Annotated in this window: 20 protein-coding genes and 1 tRNA gene; 6 read left to right on the top strand and 15 right to left on the bottom strand. The window is 66.2% G+C overall.

Going from position 1 to position 16,809, the window contains the following annotated elements:
- Positions 1-151 precede the first annotated feature (151 nt).
- The 6 genes from DES47_RS02710 to uvrC form a co-directional block, all read right to left on the bottom strand.
- A tRNA-Val gene (locus tag DES47_RS02710) sits at positions 152-227 on the bottom strand.
- A 39-nt stretch (positions 228-266) separates the two neighbouring features.
- Complete coding sequence (locus DES47_RS02705; RefSeq protein ID WP_133699105.1) at positions 267-539, bottom strand: HU family DNA-binding protein; 273 nt, start codon at positions 537-539, stop codon at positions 267-269.
- 244 nt (positions 540-783) lie between these two features.
- Entirely contained in the window at positions 784-1,629 is an 846-nt protein-coding gene (locus DES47_RS02700; protein WP_133699701.1) for a DMT family transporter, read from the bottom strand.
- A gap of 51 nt (positions 1,630-1,680) precedes the next feature.
- Positions 1,681-2,247 carry a CDP-diacylglycerol--glycerol-3-phosphate 3-phosphatidyltransferase gene (gene pgsA / locus DES47_RS02695; RefSeq protein WP_133699104.1) on the bottom strand — a complete coding sequence of 189 codons (567 nt, stop codon included), beginning with the start codon at positions 2,245-2,247 and terminating at the stop codon, positions 1,681-1,683.
- Between the two features lie 48 nt (positions 2,248-2,295).
- Positions 2,296-2,871, bottom strand: coding sequence for a hypothetical protein (locus DES47_RS02690; RefSeq protein WP_243748126.1), 576 nt, complete (start codon positions 2,869-2,871; stop codon positions 2,296-2,298).
- Positions 2,858-4,804, bottom strand: coding sequence for an excinuclease ABC subunit UvrC (gene uvrC / locus DES47_RS02685; protein ID WP_133699103.1), 1,947 nt, complete (start codon positions 4,802-4,804; stop codon positions 2,858-2,860). Before uvrC ends, DES47_RS02690 begins: the two co-directional genes overlap by 14 nt.
- A gap of 45 nt (positions 4,805-4,849) precedes the next feature.
- Here uvrC and earP point away from each other — a divergent pair, with 45 nt between their 5' ends.
- The 3 genes from earP (at position 4,850) to mnmC1 (ending at position 8,527) form a co-directional block, all read left to right on the top strand.
- Positions 4,850-5,935 carry an elongation factor P maturation arginine rhamnosyltransferase EarP gene (earP, locus tag DES47_RS02680; protein ID WP_133699102.1) on the top strand — a complete coding sequence of 362 codons (1,086 nt, stop codon included), beginning with the start codon at positions 4,850-4,852 and terminating at the stop codon, positions 5,933-5,935.
- A 158-nt stretch (positions 5,936-6,093) separates the two neighbouring features.
- The gene (efp, locus tag DES47_RS02675) at positions 6,094-6,648 is read left to right on the top strand and encodes an elongation factor P (RefSeq protein ID WP_133699101.1); all 555 of its coding nucleotides are present in this window, start codon (positions 6,094-6,096) and stop codon (positions 6,646-6,648) included.
- A 64-nt stretch (positions 6,649-6,712) separates the two neighbouring features.
- Positions 6,713-8,527 (top strand): FAD-dependent 5-carboxymethylaminomethyl-2-thiouridine(34) oxidoreductase MnmC1, encoded by a 1,815-nt coding sequence (gene mnmC1, locus DES47_RS02670; RefSeq protein WP_133699100.1) that lies wholly within the window; start codon positions 6,713-6,715, stop codon positions 8,525-8,527.
- On the opposite strand, the gene DES47_RS28605 is transcribed toward mnmC1, so the two are convergent.
- The 4 genes from DES47_RS28605 to DES47_RS02655 are packed head-to-tail and all read right to left on the bottom strand — an operon-like array spanning position 8,524 to position 11,214.
- Positions 8,524-8,691 (bottom strand): hypothetical protein, encoded by a 168-nt coding sequence (locus DES47_RS28605; protein WP_166651815.1) that lies wholly within the window; start codon positions 8,689-8,691, stop codon positions 8,524-8,526. The genes mnmC1 and DES47_RS28605 overlap by 4 nt on opposite strands.
- Positions 8,692-8,738: 47 nt before the next feature.
- Positions 8,739-9,443: a ribose-5-phosphate isomerase RpiA gene (gene rpiA, locus DES47_RS02665; protein WP_133699099.1), complete on the bottom strand. Its 705-nt coding sequence runs from the start codon at positions 9,441-9,443 to the stop codon at positions 8,739-8,741.
- Complete coding sequence (locus DES47_RS02660) at positions 9,440-10,615, bottom strand: 3-deoxy-7-phosphoheptulonate synthase (RefSeq protein ID WP_133699098.1); 1,176 nt, start codon at positions 10,613-10,615, stop codon at positions 9,440-9,442. The genes rpiA and DES47_RS02660 overlap by 4 nt, the downstream gene beginning before the upstream one ends.
- A gap of 38 nt (positions 10,616-10,653) precedes the next feature.
- Positions 10,654-11,214, bottom strand: a complete 561-nt coding sequence (locus DES47_RS02655) for a thymidine kinase (protein ID WP_133699097.1) — start codon at positions 11,212-11,214, stop codon at positions 10,654-10,656.
- Positions 11,215-11,284: 70 nt separating this feature from the next.
- Here DES47_RS02655 and DES47_RS02650 point away from each other — a divergent pair, with 70 nt between their 5' ends.
- The gene (locus DES47_RS02650; RefSeq protein ID WP_133699699.1) at positions 11,285-12,325 is read left to right on the top strand and encodes a quinone-dependent dihydroorotate dehydrogenase; all 1,041 of its coding nucleotides are present in this window, start codon (positions 11,285-11,287) and stop codon (positions 12,323-12,325) included.
- 6 nt (positions 12,326-12,331) lie between these two features.
- Here the strand turns inward: DES47_RS02650 and DES47_RS02645 are convergent, their stop codons facing one another.
- Genes DES47_RS02645 through DES47_RS02635 form a run of 3 tightly spaced genes read right to left on the bottom strand, consistent with a single transcriptional unit; the run spans position 12,332 to position 14,888 of the window.
- Positions 12,332-13,540, bottom strand: a complete 1,209-nt coding sequence (locus DES47_RS02645; protein WP_133699096.1) for a lanthionine synthetase C family protein — start codon at positions 13,538-13,540, stop codon at positions 12,332-12,334.
- Positions 13,540-14,178: a CoA transferase subunit B gene (locus DES47_RS02640; RefSeq protein WP_133699095.1), complete on the bottom strand. Its 639-nt coding sequence runs from the start codon at positions 14,176-14,178 to the stop codon at positions 13,540-13,542. The genes DES47_RS02645 and DES47_RS02640 overlap by 1 nt, the downstream gene beginning before the upstream one ends.
- A gap of 2 nt (positions 14,179-14,180) precedes the next feature.
- On the bottom strand, positions 14,181-14,888 hold the full coding sequence (locus DES47_RS02635) for a CoA transferase subunit A (RefSeq protein ID WP_133699094.1): 708 nt from the start codon (positions 14,886-14,888) through the stop codon (positions 14,181-14,183).
- Positions 14,889-15,046: 158 nt separating this feature from the next.
- Between DES47_RS02635 and DES47_RS02630 the strand changes: the two genes are divergently transcribed.
- Positions 15,047-15,448, top strand: a complete 402-nt coding sequence (locus DES47_RS02630; RefSeq protein ID WP_133699093.1) for a PaaI family thioesterase — start codon at positions 15,047-15,049, stop codon at positions 15,446-15,448.
- Between the two features lie 8 nt (positions 15,449-15,456).
- Complete coding sequence (locus DES47_RS02625) at positions 15,457-16,011, top strand: LuxR C-terminal-related transcriptional regulator (RefSeq protein WP_133699092.1); 555 nt, start codon at positions 15,457-15,459, stop codon at positions 16,009-16,011.
- A 23-nt stretch (positions 16,012-16,034) separates the two neighbouring features.
- Here the strand turns inward: DES47_RS02625 and DES47_RS02620 are convergent, their stop codons facing one another.
- Together DES47_RS02620 and DES47_RS02615 are read right to left on the bottom strand one after the other, a co-directional pair.
- Positions 16,035-16,289, bottom strand: a complete 255-nt coding sequence (locus DES47_RS02620) for a hypothetical protein (RefSeq protein ID WP_133699091.1) — start codon at positions 16,287-16,289, stop codon at positions 16,035-16,037.
- Between the two features lie 97 nt (positions 16,290-16,386).
- The gene (locus DES47_RS02615) at positions 16,387-16,806 is read right to left on the bottom strand and encodes an acyl-CoA thioesterase (RefSeq protein WP_133699090.1); all 420 of its coding nucleotides are present in this window, start codon (positions 16,804-16,806) and stop codon (positions 16,387-16,389) included.
- Positions 16,807-16,809 lie beyond the last annotated feature (3 nt).

Raw genomic sequence — 16,809 nt, 5'->3', positions numbered from 1 at the left:
TCGCCGGTGCTTGGCTGGACTGCTTGACTTGCAGACGCAACAAAGGCGAACCAGGGTTCGCCTTTGCGTAGATTCGCATTCTAGCCCAGTGACAGCGCTCGCGAAGCGCCGGGGTCGGCAATCAGGTCAGGCACGAAAACTGCCGAATTGATGGTGGGTGCTGAGGGGCTCGAACCCCCGACCTACGCCTTGTAAGGGCGCCGCTCTACCAACTGAGCTAAGCACCCTGAGAGCCGACTTACAAGCGTCCTATGAGCGTCAACCGTTCAGTTGACCGCGTCCTTCAATGCCTTGCCGGGACGGAACTTCGGAACTTTTGCAGCCTTGATCTTGATTGTATCGCCGGTGCGCGGGTTGCGTCCCGTACGGCTGGCGCGCTTGGTGATGCTGAAGGTGCCGAAGCCCACCAGGGACACGGTGCCATTCTTCTTCAGGGTGGTCTTGACGCCACCGATCAGGGCCTCGAGCGCACGGCCCGCCGCGGCCTTGGAAATGTCCGCCTGCTTGGCGATGTGCTCGATCAATTCTGACTTGTTCACGGGTCTTCCCCCTCTCAAATAGGTCTCGGATGGATGCGTGGTGTCGGGTCCGTCCGCTGTGGGCGCCGGGCCGCGCTGATGCGGCCCGTTGGTGCGGCTTTTTTGCTGCCTGCCCAGCGTTGGCGGGAGGATGGATTCTATGCGGATTCAGTGGCCTTTCCAGGCAGGGACAAGTCCCGATACAAAAGCGGCGCAGGTCTGCAACTTGTGCACATCCGCTGACACTTTTTGCGCTGTAGCCTGCTCAGTCGCGGCCCACCACCAGGCCGACGCCGACGGCCGTCAGCGCCATGCCCAGCCAGACCAGGGCGCTCATCGACTCGCCGAACAGCAGCCAGCCTTGCAGCGCTGCGCAGGGTGGCACCAGATACAGCAGGCTGGTGACCCGAGTCGCCGCCCCGCGCTGTACCAGCAGGTAGAGCATGGAGCTGCCCGCCAGGGTCAGCATCAGCACCGACCAGGCCAGCGCGCCCAGCAGCTCGGCATGCCAGACCATGGGCTCCTGTTCAAGCAGGGCGAAGGGCAGGGTCAGCACAAGGGCCGCCAGCAGCTGGATCAGCACCGCGCTGCGAACGTCGCACGGCGCCACGAAGCGCTTCTGGTACAAGGTGCCGGTGGTGATGGCCAGCAGGGCACAGGCGCCCAGCGACAGATTCACGGCATTCAGCTCGCCCAGCCCCAGCTTGCGCCACAGCACCAGCACCAGGCCACCCAGCCCCAGCAGCAGACCGACCCACTGCCGTCCACTGACGCGGTGCTGGGTGCCGGTGGCGCTGAGCCACACGGCCGTCAGCACCGGCTGCAGACCCGCCATCAGGGCGATCGTGCCGGCCCCCATGCCGGCCTTGACGGCGGCCCACACGCCACCGAGATAGATGGCATGGGTCAGCGCACCGACCATGGCCAGATGGCCCCACTGACGGCGATCGCGCGGCCATCCGACATCGTGAGACAGCTTGATCCAGATCACGAAGGTCAGCGCGGACAGCGCGAAGCGCAGCGCCAGAAAGCTCAGCGGCGGCGCGTGCGGCATGCCGAAACGGGCGACGACGAAGCCGGTGCTCCAGATCAGCACAAAGGCCGCCGGCATGACACGCCACAGCAGCGGCGCTGCGCCGGCGTTGACGTTGAACCGCACGACTCAGCGCGCCTTGGCGCGGATCTCGGGCACGGCCTTCTGCAGGTAGTAAACCATGGACCAGATCGTCAGCACCACCGCGGCCAGTATCAGCACCGTGCCCCAGACGCGGGTGTTGATCACGTCGAACAGCGTGCCGTCATAGAGCAGGAAGGGGATGGCCACCATCTGCACCATCGTCTTGAGTTTGCCCACCATGTGCACGGCTACGCTGCGCGAGGCACCGATCTGAGCCATCCACTCGCGCAGCGCCGAGATCGCGATCTCGCGGCCGATGATGACCAGGGCCACCAGCGCGTTGACGCGGCCCAGCTCCAGCAGCACCAGCAGGGCTGCGCAGACCAGGATCTTGTCGGCCACCGGATCGAGGAAGGCACCGAAGGCCGAGGTCTGGTTCAGCTTGCGCGCCAGATAGCCATCGAGCCAGTCGGTCAGCGCCACCGTAACGAATAGCACCGTGGCCACCAGATTCGCCATCGGCGCCGAAATCTTCAGATAGAAGACGCCGACGATGAGCGGAATGGCCAGGATGCGGGCCCAGGTCAGCAGGGTGGGGAGCGTCAGAAACATGGATGGATTGTGCCCAACAAAGGTGCTTCGCGACGCGCCGGGCGCAAATCAGTTGTCCAAGGTACGCGGCTTGAACCTGCGATCGTCGTTGAAAAGAAACGTCTCTGTGAACTTCCAGGGCTTGGGCATGCGCGTCACGTCGCCGAATGGCGCGGCGCGGTGCACCGCATCGATGGCCAGCTGGGTCGTGTCTCGCGCCTGCCCCGGATGACGAACTACGTCGATGCGGCGCACCGAGCCATCGCCATGCAGCTCGATCTCCAGCACCGGGATGGCCAGCAACACCTGGGGCACCTCGCCCAGATAGGTGCGCTGCGGATTGGCAGCCACCAGCCGCTCGGCGGCCTGCTGGCGCAGCGCCTCCTGATTGCGCACCGGCTTGGGCGGCTGCAGCTTGAGGCCAGCGGTCGGGCCCGGGGCACGGCCATCGGCGGGCACCTGGCGAGCCTCCACCGGGGCGGCCGGCGGCGCTGGCGTGGCAGCCACACCGGCAGGCGCGGGGGCCTTAGGTCCCGAGCAGGCCGACAGCAGGCTCAGCAAGGAGGCCGCCAGCAGCAGCGAGGGCAGACGCTGGCCCGGGCCGGGGATGGCGGGGGCGGGTACGACAGGTTCAACGCAAGGCACGGTATATCTCCATGGCCAGTTCTTTGGATATGCCTTTGACGGTGGCAATTTCTTCGGCGCTGGCATTGGCCACGCCGCGCACGCCACCGAAGCGCTGCAGCAGCTGCGCGCGCTTCTTCGGGCCTATGCCCGCAATGTCTTCGAGGCGGCTGCCGCCGGTGCGGATGTTCGCACGCTTGGCACGCATGCCGGTGATGGCGAAGCGGTGCGCCTCGTCACGGATTTGCGCCACCAGCATCAGCGCCGCCGAATCGCGCCCGAGATAAACCTTCTCGCGGCCATCGGCAAACACCAGCTCCTCAAGGCCGACCTTGCGGCCCTCGCCCTTCTCGACGCCGATGATCAGCGCCAGGTCCAGCCCGAGTTCGACAAAGACCTCGCGCGCCATGCTGACCTGGCCCTTGCCGCCATCGACCAGCACGATGTCGGGCAGGCGGCCGGTGCCCAGCTGGGCGGCCTCGGCCAGCTTGCTGTAGCGCCGGGTCAAGACCTGCCGCATGGCGGCATAGTCGTCGCCACCGGTGATGCCGTCGATGTTGTAGCGCCGGTACTGCGAGGCCTGCATCTGGTGAGCTTCAAACACCACGCAGGATGCCATGGTCGCCTCGCCCGCGGTGTGGCTGATGTCGAAACACTCGATGCGAAAGGTATCCATATTCTCGGGGCTGAGCTCCAGCGCCTCGACCAGCGCCCGTGTGCGCGCCTGCTGCGAGCCCTCCTCGGCCAGCAGCCGGGCAATCGCCAGCTCGGCGCCCTTGATGCACATGTCCAGCCAGATGCGACGCTGCTCGCGCGGCTGGTGCTGCACATGCACGCGCTGGCCGGATTGCTCGCCCAGCGCCTCGATCAGCGCCTTGTCCACCGCATGGCTCAGCACCAGCAGCGGTGGCACCGGAGACTCCAGATAGTGCTGGGCGATGAAGGCCTCCAGCACCTGCACCTCGGGCACGGCGGCGGCCTGGCGGTCTTCCAGGCGCTCCTGCAACTCCTCCTGGCCCAGTGCGGTGGCCTCCTCGACATGGGCCGGGAAGTAGCTGCGGTCGCCCAGATGCCGGCCGCCGCGCACCATCGCCAGGTTGACGCAGGCACGGCCGCCGCGCACCTCGACAGCCAGCATGTCCACGTCGCGGTCGCGGCCGGTGGCGCTGTTCTCTTCGACCGATTGCTGGGCCAGCACATTCGACAGCGCCGAGATCTGGTTGCGCACCTCGGCCGCCTGCTCGAAGGCCAGAGCATCGGAGAAGGCCATCATCTTGGTCTGCAGGCTGCTCAGCACCTCCTGCGTGTCGCCGAGCAGAAAGCGCTCGGCGTTCTCGACGTCGCGCGCATAGTCGGCGTCGGAGATGATCTTCACGCAGGGGCCCGAGCAGCGGCGGATCTGGTACAGCAGGCAGGGCCGCGAACGGTTGTTGAAGACCGAGTCCTCGCAGGTGCGCAGCTTGAACACCTTCTGTATCAGCTGGATCGACTCCTTCACCGCCCAGGCGCTCGGATAGGGCCCGAAATAGCGGTGCCTTCGATCGACCGCGCCGCGGTAATAGGCCAGGCGCGGATAGGCATGGGCGGCGATCTTCAGGTAGGGGTAGCTCTTGTCGTCGCGGAACAGGATATTGAACTTCGGGTTCAACGTCTTGATCAGGTTGTTTTCCAGCAGCAGGGCCTCGGCCTCGGTGCGCACGACGGTGGTCTCCATGCGCGCAATGCGGCTGACCATCTGGCCGATACGGGTTCCGGCATGGTCGCGCTGGAAGTAGCTCGTCACCCGCTTCTTCAGGCTGCGCGCCTTGCCGACATAGAGCACCTGGTCCTGGGCATCGAAATAGCGATAGACCCCCGGCAGCGCCGGCAGGGCGGCCACCTCGGCGAGCAGGCGCGCGCGGTCGGCGTCGGCGGCCGGCGGCGAGGTGTCTGGATGGACGGCATCGGATGTCATAGGGCTCGATTGTGCCCAAGCATCGCGGTCCGATAATCGCCCCCCATGACCCACCCCACCAAGCATTGGGATGTTTTCTGCCGCGTCATCGACAACTTCGGCGATGTCGGCGTGTGCTGGCGCCTGGCCCGTGACCTGTCCAGCCGCGGCCAGACGGTCAGACTGTGGCTGGACGATCGCTCGGCTCTGGCCTGGATGGCTCCCGAGGGGGCGTCCGGTGTCGAGGTGCGCGACTGGCCGGTCACGCTAGGCGACGAGCAACCTGGCGACGTGGTGGTCGAGGCCTTTGGCTGCGAACTGCCCGACGCCTTTTTGGCGCGCATGGCGCAACGCCAATCCGCCTCCGTCTGGATCAATCTCGAATACCTCAGCGCCGAGCCCTATGTCGAGCGCTCGCACCGTCTGCGCTCACCGCAGTTCAGCGGCCCGGCGGCCGGGCTGGACAAATGGTTTTTCTACCCCGGCTTCACGGCCCGCACCGGCGGCCTGCTGCGCGAGCCGGGGCTGCCGGCCGAGCAGGCGGCGTTCGACCGCGACACCTGGCTCGCCGGCCTGGGGCTGCGGCGGGCGGCAGGTGAGCGGGTGGTGACGCTGTTCTGCTACGACAACTCTGCCCTGCCCGCCCTGCTGGCCGAGCTTGCCGCGCAGCCCTGCCTGCTGCTCGTCACTGCCGGTGCGGCAGCGCGCCAGGTGCAGGCGCTGATGGGCACCGACCTGCGCCAGGGTCGGCTGCGCGCCCACCTGCTGCCGTTGCTGAGCCAACCCGAGTTCGACCGCCTGCTGTGGGCCTCGGACCTGAATCTGGTGCGCGGCGAGGACTCGTTCGTGCGCGCCCAGTGGGCCGGCAAGCCGTTCATCTGGCAGATCTACCTCCAGCATGACGCGGCCCACGCCACCAAGCTGGAGGCCTTTCTGGATCTCTATCTGGCCGGCGCGCCGCCCTCGCTCGCCGCCCCCACCCGCGTGCTGTGGCGCGCCTGGAACGGCCTGCAAGCCCTGCCGCCTGGAGGTTTGCAGGTCTGTCCGTGGCTTGATCAGGCGCAGGAAACCGCCACTCTGTGGCGCCAACAATTGCTGAATCAAGGGGATTTGAGCACCCAGCTGCTGAGCTTCGTCGCAAACCCAGGGTAAAATACTGGGCTTTGCCGAGCCTGACGGGGAGTCCGGGCGCAGGCTGCAAGAACGCTCTAACGCAATTCACCGACCGCTATGGACAGCAGTGCGCGGACAGTGAGCGGCCGGTGAGACACCACCCCAGACATCCCCAGACACCCCATTACGGAACACTCATGAAGATCGCTCAGGAAATTCGCGCAGGCAACGTGATCATGCACGGCAAGGACCCCATGGTCGTGCTCAGGACGGAATACAGCCGTGGCGGCCGCAACTCGGCCACCGTGCGCATGAAGCTCAAGAGCCTGCTGAACAACTCGGGCACCGAGGTCGTGTTCAAGGCCGATGACAAGATGGACCAGATCATTCTGGAGAAGAAGGAGTGCACCTACACCTACTTCGCCGACCCGATGTATGTGTTCATGGACTCCGAGTACAACCAGTTCGAGGTGGAAGCCGAGAACATGGGCGATGCCATCCAGTACCTGGAAGACAATATGCCCGTCGAAGTGGTGTTCTATGACGGCAAGGCCATCTCGGTCGAGCTGCCCACCAGCCTGGTGCGTGAAGTGACCTGGACCGAGCCCGCAGTCAAGGGCGACACCTCGGGCAAGGTGCTCAAGCCTGCCAAGATCTCCACCGGTTTTGAAATCCCGGTGCCGATCTTCGTGGCGCAAGGCGACAAGATCGAAATCGACACGCGTACGCACGAATACCGCAAGCGCGTCTGATTGGCGCTTCGTATCGAAAAAGGGCACTTCGGTGCCCTTTTTGCTTTTGAGCTCTACTTCGACCATGAAAACCCACGCGATACGGCCCGGCACGCTGGATCAGACAGATCGCCCACTCACCTGCACAGCCGAGCAGGCCCTGCGAGGCAGCGAGTTGCCCGGCCGCTGGGCGCGCCGCGAGCGTTTCGTGTGGCTTGCCACAGGCTTCGGCCGGGGCGAGCAGTTCCTGGCCGCCTGGCAGGTCTGGAAGGCGGACCCGCTGCGCTGCGAGCGCCTTGTATTCATCGCCATCGAAGACCGGCCGCTGAGCCGCAGCGAGCTGGCCCAGGCAGGCGCCCCCGATCTGGCCCGCCAGTTGCACGCCGCCTGGCCGCCGCTGACCCACAATCTGCACCGCCTCAGCTTCGAGCAGGGCCGCGTGCAGCTGCTGCTGGCCTTCGGCGAGGTCGCGCCCTGGCTGGCGGAGCTGGTGGCCAGCGTCGATGCCTTTGTGCTGGCTGAGGCCGGCGGCAGGGACCGCTACCGGCTCAAGTCGCTGGCCAAGCTGGCCGCACCGGGCGCCACCCTGGTCATGCCCGGCCGGAACGATGCCCTGCTGACCCAGGCCGGCTTCGAGCTGCGGCACAACGACGGCCTGACCATGGCCCGCTACCAACCCCGCTTCATCGCCCAGCGGCCGGCCGCGCGCACGCCGGTGGCACCCGGCGCCAGGCAGGCGGTGGTGCTGGGCGCCGGCCTGGCCGGCTGCGCAGCGGCCTGGGCGCTGGCCGAGCAGGGCCTGGAAGTGCGCATGTTCGATCAGGGCGCAGCGATTGCCCAGGCGGGTTCGGGCAACGCCGTCGGCCTGTTTCACGGCACCCTCAACCCGGACGACGGCCTGCATGCACGCTTCAATCGCGCGGCGGCACTGGAGTTGCGCCGCATCCTGCCGGCGCTGCCCCTGCCCTGGCGCATCGACGGCCTGCTGCGCACCGAGTCCACCCGCGATCTGGCCCAGATGCAGGCCCTGCTGGCCGATCTGGGCCTGCCCGCCGACTACGTGCAGGCGCTGGATGCCCGCCAGGCCGGCGCGCACTCGGGCCTGCCGCATCAAGGTCCGGCCTGGTACTACCCGGGTGGCGGCGCGCTGTCGCCGCCCAGCCTCGCCCGTGCCTTTGTCGAGGCAGCGCCGGCGGGCAGGGTCAGGTTTTGCTCGGGCCAGGCCATCAGGCAGCTGCGTCGGGCAGGCGATGGCTGGCAGTTGCTGGACGAAGACGGTCGTGTGCTGGCCGAAACCCCACTGCTGGTGATCAGCACCGGCACCGGCAGCCTGAACCTGCTGCAGACGCAGGGCTGGCCGCTGCGGCTGCAGCGCGGCCAGATCACTCACCTGCCGACTTCGACGCCGGGCCTGCGCATGCCGTCCATTCCGGTGGCCGGCACCGGCTACGTGGTGACAGATCAGGCAGGTGATGTGTGGTGCGGTGCCACGGCCCAGGATCACGATCTGGACCCGAGCCTGCGCGAAACCGACCACGAGCACAACATCGCCCAGCTGATGCGCTTGAGCAATGCCGAAATCGAGGTGGTGCAGCTGAACTTGCTGCAAGGCCGCGTGGGCTGGCGGGTGATTGCCGAAGACAGGCTGCCGCTGGTGGGCGCCCTACCCGATCTCGCGGCGCTGGAAGCCCGGCGCGATCAGCCCCGCTTCATCGCCCGGCAGCCCGGGCTGTTGGTGGCCACCGGAATGGCCTCCCGAGGCATTACCTGGGCCGCGCTGAGCGGCCAGGTACTGGCTTCACTGGCCACCGGAGCACCCTGCCCCGTGGAAGCCAGCCTGCTGGACGCCATAGACCCGGCGCGCTTCGATGCGCGCAGGGCGAGGGGGCAGGCCGCTTAGGAAGCGTCAGCGGGTTTTGGTGCTTCCTGGCTCGCCCCACCGTCATTGCCCTGCGAATCGCCGGGCCCATGGTCGCTGGTCTTCTTCTTGGCCTTCTCTTCCTTCTTCTTTTTCTTGGCGAGTTCGCGCTGACGTTTTTCGTAGGAGTAATTCGGTGTTGCCATGAAGTTTCCGCTGGTTGAATTCGGGGTACCGGTCTGAATGAAACAGATTAAACCGGCGGATAAGCCGTGTCGCGCACGGCGGGAACGTTGTGGGCAAAGCGCATCGTCTTCACGCCTTCGCTCGTTCCCAGCAGGCACACGCTGGCGCGGTGGCGGGCAAATATGCCCACGGTGACCACGCCAGGCCATTGGTTGATCTCGATTTCCGAGGCCAGCGGATCGGTGATCTGCAGGCCGCGCACATCGAGGATATGACAGCCATTGTCGGTCACAACGCCGTCACGCAGCGTGGGCTGGCCGCCGATGCGCTGAAAACGCCGCGCCAGCTGGGTGGCCGCCATCGGAATCACCTCCACCGGCAGCGGGAACTTGCCCAGCACCGGCACCAGCTTGGAGGCATCGGCGATGCAGATGAAGTCATTGGCCAGGTCGGCGACGATCTTCTCGCGCGTCAGCGCCGCGCCACCGCCCTTGATCATATTGCCGTCGTGGTCGATCTCGTCGGCGCCATCGATATAGACCGCCAGCCGTTCGACGCTGGAGGCGTCCACCACATTGATGCCCCGCGCGCGCAGCCGCTCGGTGCTGCGGTCCGAGCTGGACACGGCGCCGACGATGCGGTCCTTCATGCTGGCCAGCGCGTCGATGAAGTGGTCGACCGTCGAGCCCGTGCCAACGCCCACCACGGTGCCCGGCACCACATAGGCCAGGGCGGCCTGGGCGACCAGCGCCTTGAGTTCGTCTTGTGTCATGAGGAAGTGGGCCCTTGTTGGAGACTGCGCCCATTATCCAAGATGGGCCGAACTGCGCGGCGCTTGCGCACCGCCGCGGCCAGTTCCTGCAGCAGCGGCAGGGTCTGATCCCAGCCCAGGCAGGCATCGGTGATGGACACGCCATGCTTCAGATCGGCCTTGGTCTGGCCCTCGGCCAGGTCCTGGCGCCCCGGCTGCAGGTGGCTTTCAATCATCACGCCGGTGATGCCGGCATCACCGCCAGCAATCTGCCCGGCCACATCGCGGCCCACATCGACCTGACGCTCGTACTTCTTGCTCGAGTTGGCATGGGAAAAGTCGATCATCACCTGCTCTCGCAGGCCGGCGCTGCGCAGCGCCGCATAGGCCGCGGCCACCGAGGCAGCGTCGTAGTTCGGTGCCTTGCCGCCGCGCAGGATGACATGGCAGTCGGCATTGCCGCGGGTCTCGAAGATGGCCGCCTGGCCCATCTTGGTCATGCCCATGAAGGCGTGGCTGGCGCTGGCGGCCAGCACGGCGTCACTGGCCACCTTGATGCCACCATCGGTGCCGTTCTTGAAGCCCACCGGGCTGCTCAGGCCCGAGGCGAGCTGGCGGTGGCTCTGGCTCTCGGTGGTGCGCGCGCCAATGGCGCCCCAGGCGATCAGGTCGGCGATGTACTGCGGCGACAGCAGGTCCAGGAACTCCGTGCCCGAGGGCAGGCCCAGGGCCGTGATGTCCAGCAGCAGTTGGCGGGCCAGGCGCAGGCCCTCATTCATATGGAAGCTGCCGTCCAGGCGCGGGTCGTTGATATAGCCCTTCCAGCCCACCGTCGTGCGCGGCTTCTCGAAATAGACGCGCATCACCAGCAGCAGGTCCTTGGACAGGCCGTCGCGCACATCGCGCAACAGTTGCGCGTACTGCATCGCCTGGTCGTGGTCATGGATCGAGCAGGGGCCGACCACCACCAGCAGGCGGTCGTCCTTGCCGTGCAGGATGTCGCTGATCTCATAGCGGGTGCGCTCGACCAGGGACAGCGCCTCGTCGGGTATCGGCTGCTGGTCCAGCAGCAGGGCCGGCGAGATCAGTGGGCGCACGGCACCGATGCGGGTGTCATCGGTGCGTGTCGTGTCATGCGTGCCATCGCGCGAGCCGACTTCGCGGTCATGTTGATGGTCGTCCAGGGTGTTCATCGTCGCGTACTCCAGAGGCTGTTCAGGGCATTATCGATTCAGAGGCTGTGGAAGCAGCGGCCACATACCGCGCGGTAGCGCGCATTGCCGCCGATCTCGACCTGGGCGCCCTCGGTGACGCGCTTCATGTGCTCATCGACACGCATATTCATCGTCGCCTTGCGGCCGCAGTGGCAGATCGTCTTCATCTCATCCATCTCGTCGGCCAGGCCCAGCAGGCTGGCCGATCCGGGGAAGAGCTGGCCGCGAAAATCGGTGCGCAGTCCGTAGCAGATCACCGGCGTGCCCTTGATGTGAGCAATGGCGTGCAGGGCCCAGACCTGTGCCTCGGTGAGGAATTGCGCCTCGTCGATCAGCAGGCAGGACACCCGCTCGGCAGCGTCGAAGATGGCGGCGAAATCGGTCTCGGGCGAGAACAGCTCGGCCTCGCGTTGCGGCCCCAGGCGCGAAGTCACGAATCCCTGGCCGTAACGGTTGTCGGTGGCGGAGGTGAAGATGCGCACGCGGTGACCCCGCTCCTCGTAGTTGTGGGCAACCTGGAGCAGGGCGGTCGATTTGCCGGCATTCATGGCGGCGTAGCGGAAAAACAGTTTGGCCATGGCGATATTGTCGTCTGGGCAGCGCAGGAAGTCGCAATGCGACAATTCACGGATCACTCCCCTCATGCCCATGGCCCTGATTCCCTACGCCCTCACCCGCCCCTTTCTGTTCGGACTGGACCCCGAGCAGGCCCATGAATTGACCTTGGGCAGCATTGCCCGGCTGCAGAACACGCCGGCGCAATGCCTGTGGTCGCAGACCCGGGTGCAGGACCCGGTGACCGTGGCGGGCCTGAAGTTCCCGAACCGCATCGGCCTGGCCGCCGGCCTGGACAAGAACGGCCGCTGCATCGACGGCCTGGGCGCGATGGGCTTCGGCTTCATCGAGGTCGGCACGGTCACGCCCAAGGGTCAGCCGGGCAATCCGAAGCCGCGCATGTTCCGTCTGCCCGAGGCCAAAGGGTTGATCAACCGGCTGGGCTTCAACAACGAGGGACTGGATGCTTTTCTGGCCAATGTGCTGCGCGCGCGCAGCTTTCGCGCCGCCGGTGGCCTGATCGGTCTGAACATCGGCAAGAACGCCGCCACGCCGATAGAGAACGCGGTCGACGACTATCTGCATTGCCTGGACGGCGTCTACCCGCACGCCGACTATGTGACGGTCAATATCTCGAGCCCCAACACCAAGAATCTGCGCGAGCTGCAGAGCGACGACGCGCTCGACGCGCTGCTCGGCGCGGTGCAGCAGCGCAAGACGGCGCTTGCCCAGAAGCATGGCCGCGCGGTGCCCATCTTTGTCAAGATCGCCCCCGATCTGGACGAGGCGCAAGTCGCGGTGATTGCGGCCACCCTGCTGAAGCACCAGATCGATGGCGTGATCGCCACCAACACAACGATCGCCCGCGACGCGGTCAAGGGCATGCCCCATGCCGAAGAGATGGGCGGGTTGAGCGGCAAGCCGGTGTTCGAGGCCAGCAACCGGGTGATACGGCTGCTGCGTGCGGCCCTGGGCCACAACTATCCGATCATCGGCGTCGGTGGCGTGCTCAGCGGCGACGATGCGCGGGCCAAGATCGCCGCCGGCGCCGACCTGGTGCAGGTCTATACCGGTTTCATCTACCGCGGGCCGGAGCTGGTGCCAGAGTGCGCGCGTGCCTTGAAGCACGCGTAATGATCGTCAGAAGCAGTCAAGCGTAGGAAAAGCTGCGTCGGCGTCGCGGCAGGACTGCAGGAACAGCGCCAGCCCAGGGTCGCCGTTCCACAGCGTGTAGCGCCGGCGCCCGTACTTGGCGGCCATCTGCTCGCCCTGCAGCGCGGCGTGCATTGCAAAGGCGCGGGCACGCTCCAACCATTGCTCGTCATCGCTGCGGCGGTAGAGCTTCAGCAAGGCATAGCCATTGCCGGCCGTGCCATGGCACAGGCCCGGACCCTTGATCAGCGGCCCTGCGGCCCAGACCAGCTCGCCGGCGGCCGATAGCAGCTCATCCAATTCGGCGTGTGCCGGGGCCCCGGCCAGCCGGCAGATGATGCCCGGCGCGCCATGGCAGTCCTGCACCAGGGGCAGCTTGGCGCCGTTCTGGGCCGCATAGGGCGTAGTCGGCCAGTTCACCCGGCCCTGGGCATCACGCAGCGCCGTGCGCGCCAGGATGGCCACCGTGCGTTCGAGATAGCCCTGCACCAGGTCCGGCGGCAACAGGTGCGCGCCGCGCAGCACCGGGAACACATTGCCGACAACGCCGTGGGCGGCGCCGAGGTACTGGCTCTTGCGGCCGTACAGATCCTGCGTCCACTGCCAGACGCCAAGCTCGGCATCAAAGGTCATGCTGTCCCAGACGATTTGCACCGCCTGCCGAAACAGCGCAGGCCAGCGCGCATCGTCGCTGGCTTCGGCCATGAACAGCGCCGCCAGCATGCTGCCCGGCGAGCCCAGCAGCGACTCCAGCGCAGGATGGTGCAGATTGGCCTGCACATTGGCGTAAAGCGCATCGGCGACGGCGTCGCTGCGATCGTGTTGCCAGTGCTGCAACAGCAGGCCGGTCTCACCCATCAGCCAGGAGGTCTGCCCCATGCCCCATTCGTCTGTGAAGACATGGCTGCGCTCGGGCAGCGTGGCGATGGTGGGGCCGAAGTCCTGCTCGAAGGTGATCGCGCCAAGTGCCTTCAATCGCTCCAGCGCCCAGATCACGCCGCCGGCACCGAAATACAGATTGGCGCGGGGCAGATCTGCCTCGCTCGGATCGAGGTCCAGCGGATGGTTGGGCCACAGATCCTGCGGCGAAAAGGCGGCCAGCAGATCGGCGGCGATGCGCTCGATCTGCTCCTTCGCCGCGCCGTCGCTCCAGGCAGCGCCCGTCAGAGCCTCGTGCCTGGAGGCGTCGTACAGCATCAGATCAGCGGCACACCGGTCTTGCCCTGCACTTCTTCGCGGCTCACGCCTTCGGCGAGTTCCACGAGCTTCAGGCCCTGCGGGGTCACGTCCATCACCGCCAGGTCGGTGATGATGCGGTTGACCACGCCCACGCCGGTCAGCGGCAGCGTGCAGCTGGGCAAGATCTTCAGGTCGGTGGTGCCGTCCTTCTTCTTGGCCACATGCTCCATCAGCACGATCACGCGCTTGACGCCGGCCACCAGGTCCATCGCGCCGCCCATGCCCTTGACCATCTTGCCGGGAATCATCCAGTTGGCCAGATCACCCTTCTCGCTGACCTGCATCGCGCCGAGGATGGACAGATTGATCTTGCCGCCGCGGATCATCGCAAAGCTGTCATGCGAGCCGAAGATGCTGGAGCCGGGTATCGTCGTCACCGTCTGCTTGCCGGCATTGATCAGGTCGGCGTCGACCTCGTCCTCGGTCGGGAACGGGCCAATGCCCAGCATGCCGTTCTCGCTCTGCAGCCAGACTTCCTTGTCGGCGGGCACGAAGTTGGCGACGAGCGTCGGGATGCCAATGCCCAGATTGACGTAGAAGCCGTCTTGCAGTTCCTGCGCCGCACGGGCCGCCATTTGGTCTTGTGTCCAGGCCATGATCAGGCTCCCTTCTTTTCGGTCAGAGTTCTCTTCTCAATGCGCTTCTCGGGATTTGCATTGACGACGATGCGGTGCACATAGATGCCCGCCAGATGCACATCGTCCGGATCGATCTCGCCGACCTCGACCAGCTGCTCGACCTCGACCACGGTGATCTTGCCTGCCATCGCCACGGCCGGGTTGAAGTTGCGCGCCGTGCGGCGGAACACCAGATTGCCGCTCTTGTCGGCCTTGTAGGCCTTGACCAGGGAAACATCGGGCAGCAGCGCGTGCTCCATCACATAGGTCGAGCCGTCGAATTCGCGCAGTTCCTTGCCGTCGGCCACGATGGTACCCACGCCGGTGCGGGTGAAGAAGGCCGGGATGCCGGCGCCACCGGCGCGCAGCTTCTCGGCCAGGGTGCCCTGGGGCGTGAATTCCAGCTCCAGCTCGCCGGCCAGGTACTGGCGCTCGAACTCCTTGTTCTCGCCCACATAGCTGGAGATCATCTTCTTGATCTGGCGGGTTTCCAGCAACTGGCCCAGGCCGAAGCCATCGACGCCGGCATTGTTGGAAATCACCGTCAGGTTCTTGGCGCCGCTGTCGCGCAGCGCCGCGATCAAGGCCTCGGGAATGCCGCAAAGGCCGAAGCCGCCGACGGCCAGCAGCTGGCCGTCCTTGGCAATGCCATCCAGCGCGGCTGCGGCGCTGGGATAGAGCTTGTTCATCGTTGTCTCCGGTAGAGGAATTCGTGCGTGAAGCAAAACGCGCCAAAGCGTACACCGTAACGCCGGCGCGGGGCAGTACGTAGATTTGACTAAGGTCCGGCCCGGAGGCGGCTATGCTTCATTTCCGTCCCCATCCCCGGCCTTGCGGCCCGCCCACCATGAATGCAGCCCAGCTACAGGAACAAATCCCTCGCATCTTCGCCCCCTGGATCACCGCCATGGGCCTGGAGGTGCTGGAGACAGCGCCCGGCCGGGTCTTGCTGAAGCTCCCCGTGAAGCGCGAGTTCGTTCATGTCGGCGGCGTGATGTGCGGCCAGGCGGCGATGGCCGCGGCCGACACGGCGATGGTGCTGGCGATGATGGTCGAGCTCGGCGAATTCCGGCCGATGACGACGGTGCAACTGCAGACGAGTTTCTTGCGCCCGGTCTCGGGCGACCACTGCCTGGTCACCGCCACCGTGCTGCGCAGCGGCAAGAGCCTGGCCTTCGGCAGCATAGATATCGCCAACCCGGACGGCCGCCTGGCGGCTCAGGCGACCACGACCTACGCCCTGCTCTGACCTGGCCGATGACGCTCGACTACCGCACCGCCTTCGAGATGGCACCGATCGGCCTGGTGCTGTCGCGCAAGCGGCTGATCGTCGATTGCAACCGTCAGCTGGTGGCCATGTTCGGTACCGTGCGCGAACGGCTGATCGGCCAGAGCTTCGAGGTGCTCTATCCCAGCCAGGCGGAGTTCGAGCGCACCGGTGAGCGCATCGTCGCCAGTCTTGACGCGGTGGGCTCCGAGGGCTATTACGCCGACGACCGGGTGATGCGGCGCGTCGGCTCGGGCCAGATGTTCTGGTGCCATGTGTCGGGCCGCGCGCTGGACCCGACCGACCCCCATGCCGAGGGCATCTGGAGCTTCGAGGACCTGTCGGCCAAACGTAGGCTGAAGGTCGAGCTGACCGCCCGCGAGCGCGAGATCGCCGCGCTGCTGATCGAGGGCCAGACCAGCAAGCTGATCGGCAAGCGGCTGGCCATCAGCCCGCGCACGGTGGACATCTATCGCGCGCGGCTGATGAAGAAGTACGCCGCGGCGACGACGCCGGAGCTGGTCAACAAGTTGCTGTCGGCCTGAGCGGCCCGGCCCTCCTCGCTCCCTCAGTTGCCCTTGGACTTGAAGGTCTCGCTGATGCGATTGCGCTCCGCCTCCATCGCCTCGGGCGACAGCACCTTGACGCCGGTGCCCGGCTCTTTCGAGCGCTTGGCGATATTGCTGCCGGTGGTGCGCTCGGGCGGCTCATAGGGCTCGGCCTTGGCCACCTGAGCGGGGGCCTCGGGCACGCTGCTGCAGGCCTGCAGGCCCAGGCACAGCGGTACGGCCAGAATCAATAGAAACGATTTGCTGAACGACATGGATTCTCCCTGTTAGGGCGCTGCCCGCTAACGGGGCCGCTGCACCAAGCGCATTGTGAGCAAGAGCCTGTGTCAAGAGGCTGAGGAGAATCCCTGGTCAGGACACCGCCGCGCGCAGCCAGTCCGGCAGCGGCACCGACTTCTGCTGCGGGAAGTCCACCCACACCGTGGTCGCGCCGCCGGCGGCATAGATCACGCCGGGTTCATCGACCCGCTCCAGAGTAATGTAGGTGTCGAAACTGCTGCGGCCCGGGTTGCAGGCGTAGTGCCTGGCGACGATCTCGCCCGGGTACTCCAGCTGCTTGTAGAAATTGCAGAAGGCATTGGCGATCACCGGGCCCTGGCCCGACGGGTCGGGCGCGCCGCCCAGCTCATGCAGCCACTGGATGCGCGAGATCTCCAGATAGCGGAAGTAGACCGTGTTGTTGACATGGCCCATCGCATCCATATCGCCCCAGCGGATGGGGATACGCATCTCGTGGACCAGCTTTTTCTGTTCAGGAATGTCGATGCGCATGGT

It is taken from the genome of Roseateles toxinivorans, assembly GCF_004362525.1.
In the GTDB taxonomy this organism is placed as follows: domain Bacteria; phylum Pseudomonadota; class Gammaproteobacteria; order Burkholderiales; family Burkholderiaceae_C; genus Paucibacter; species Paucibacter toxinivorans.
The sequence above is the reverse complement of the archived record's forward strand: the minus strand, read 5'-3'. Positions and strand labels throughout refer to the sequence as shown.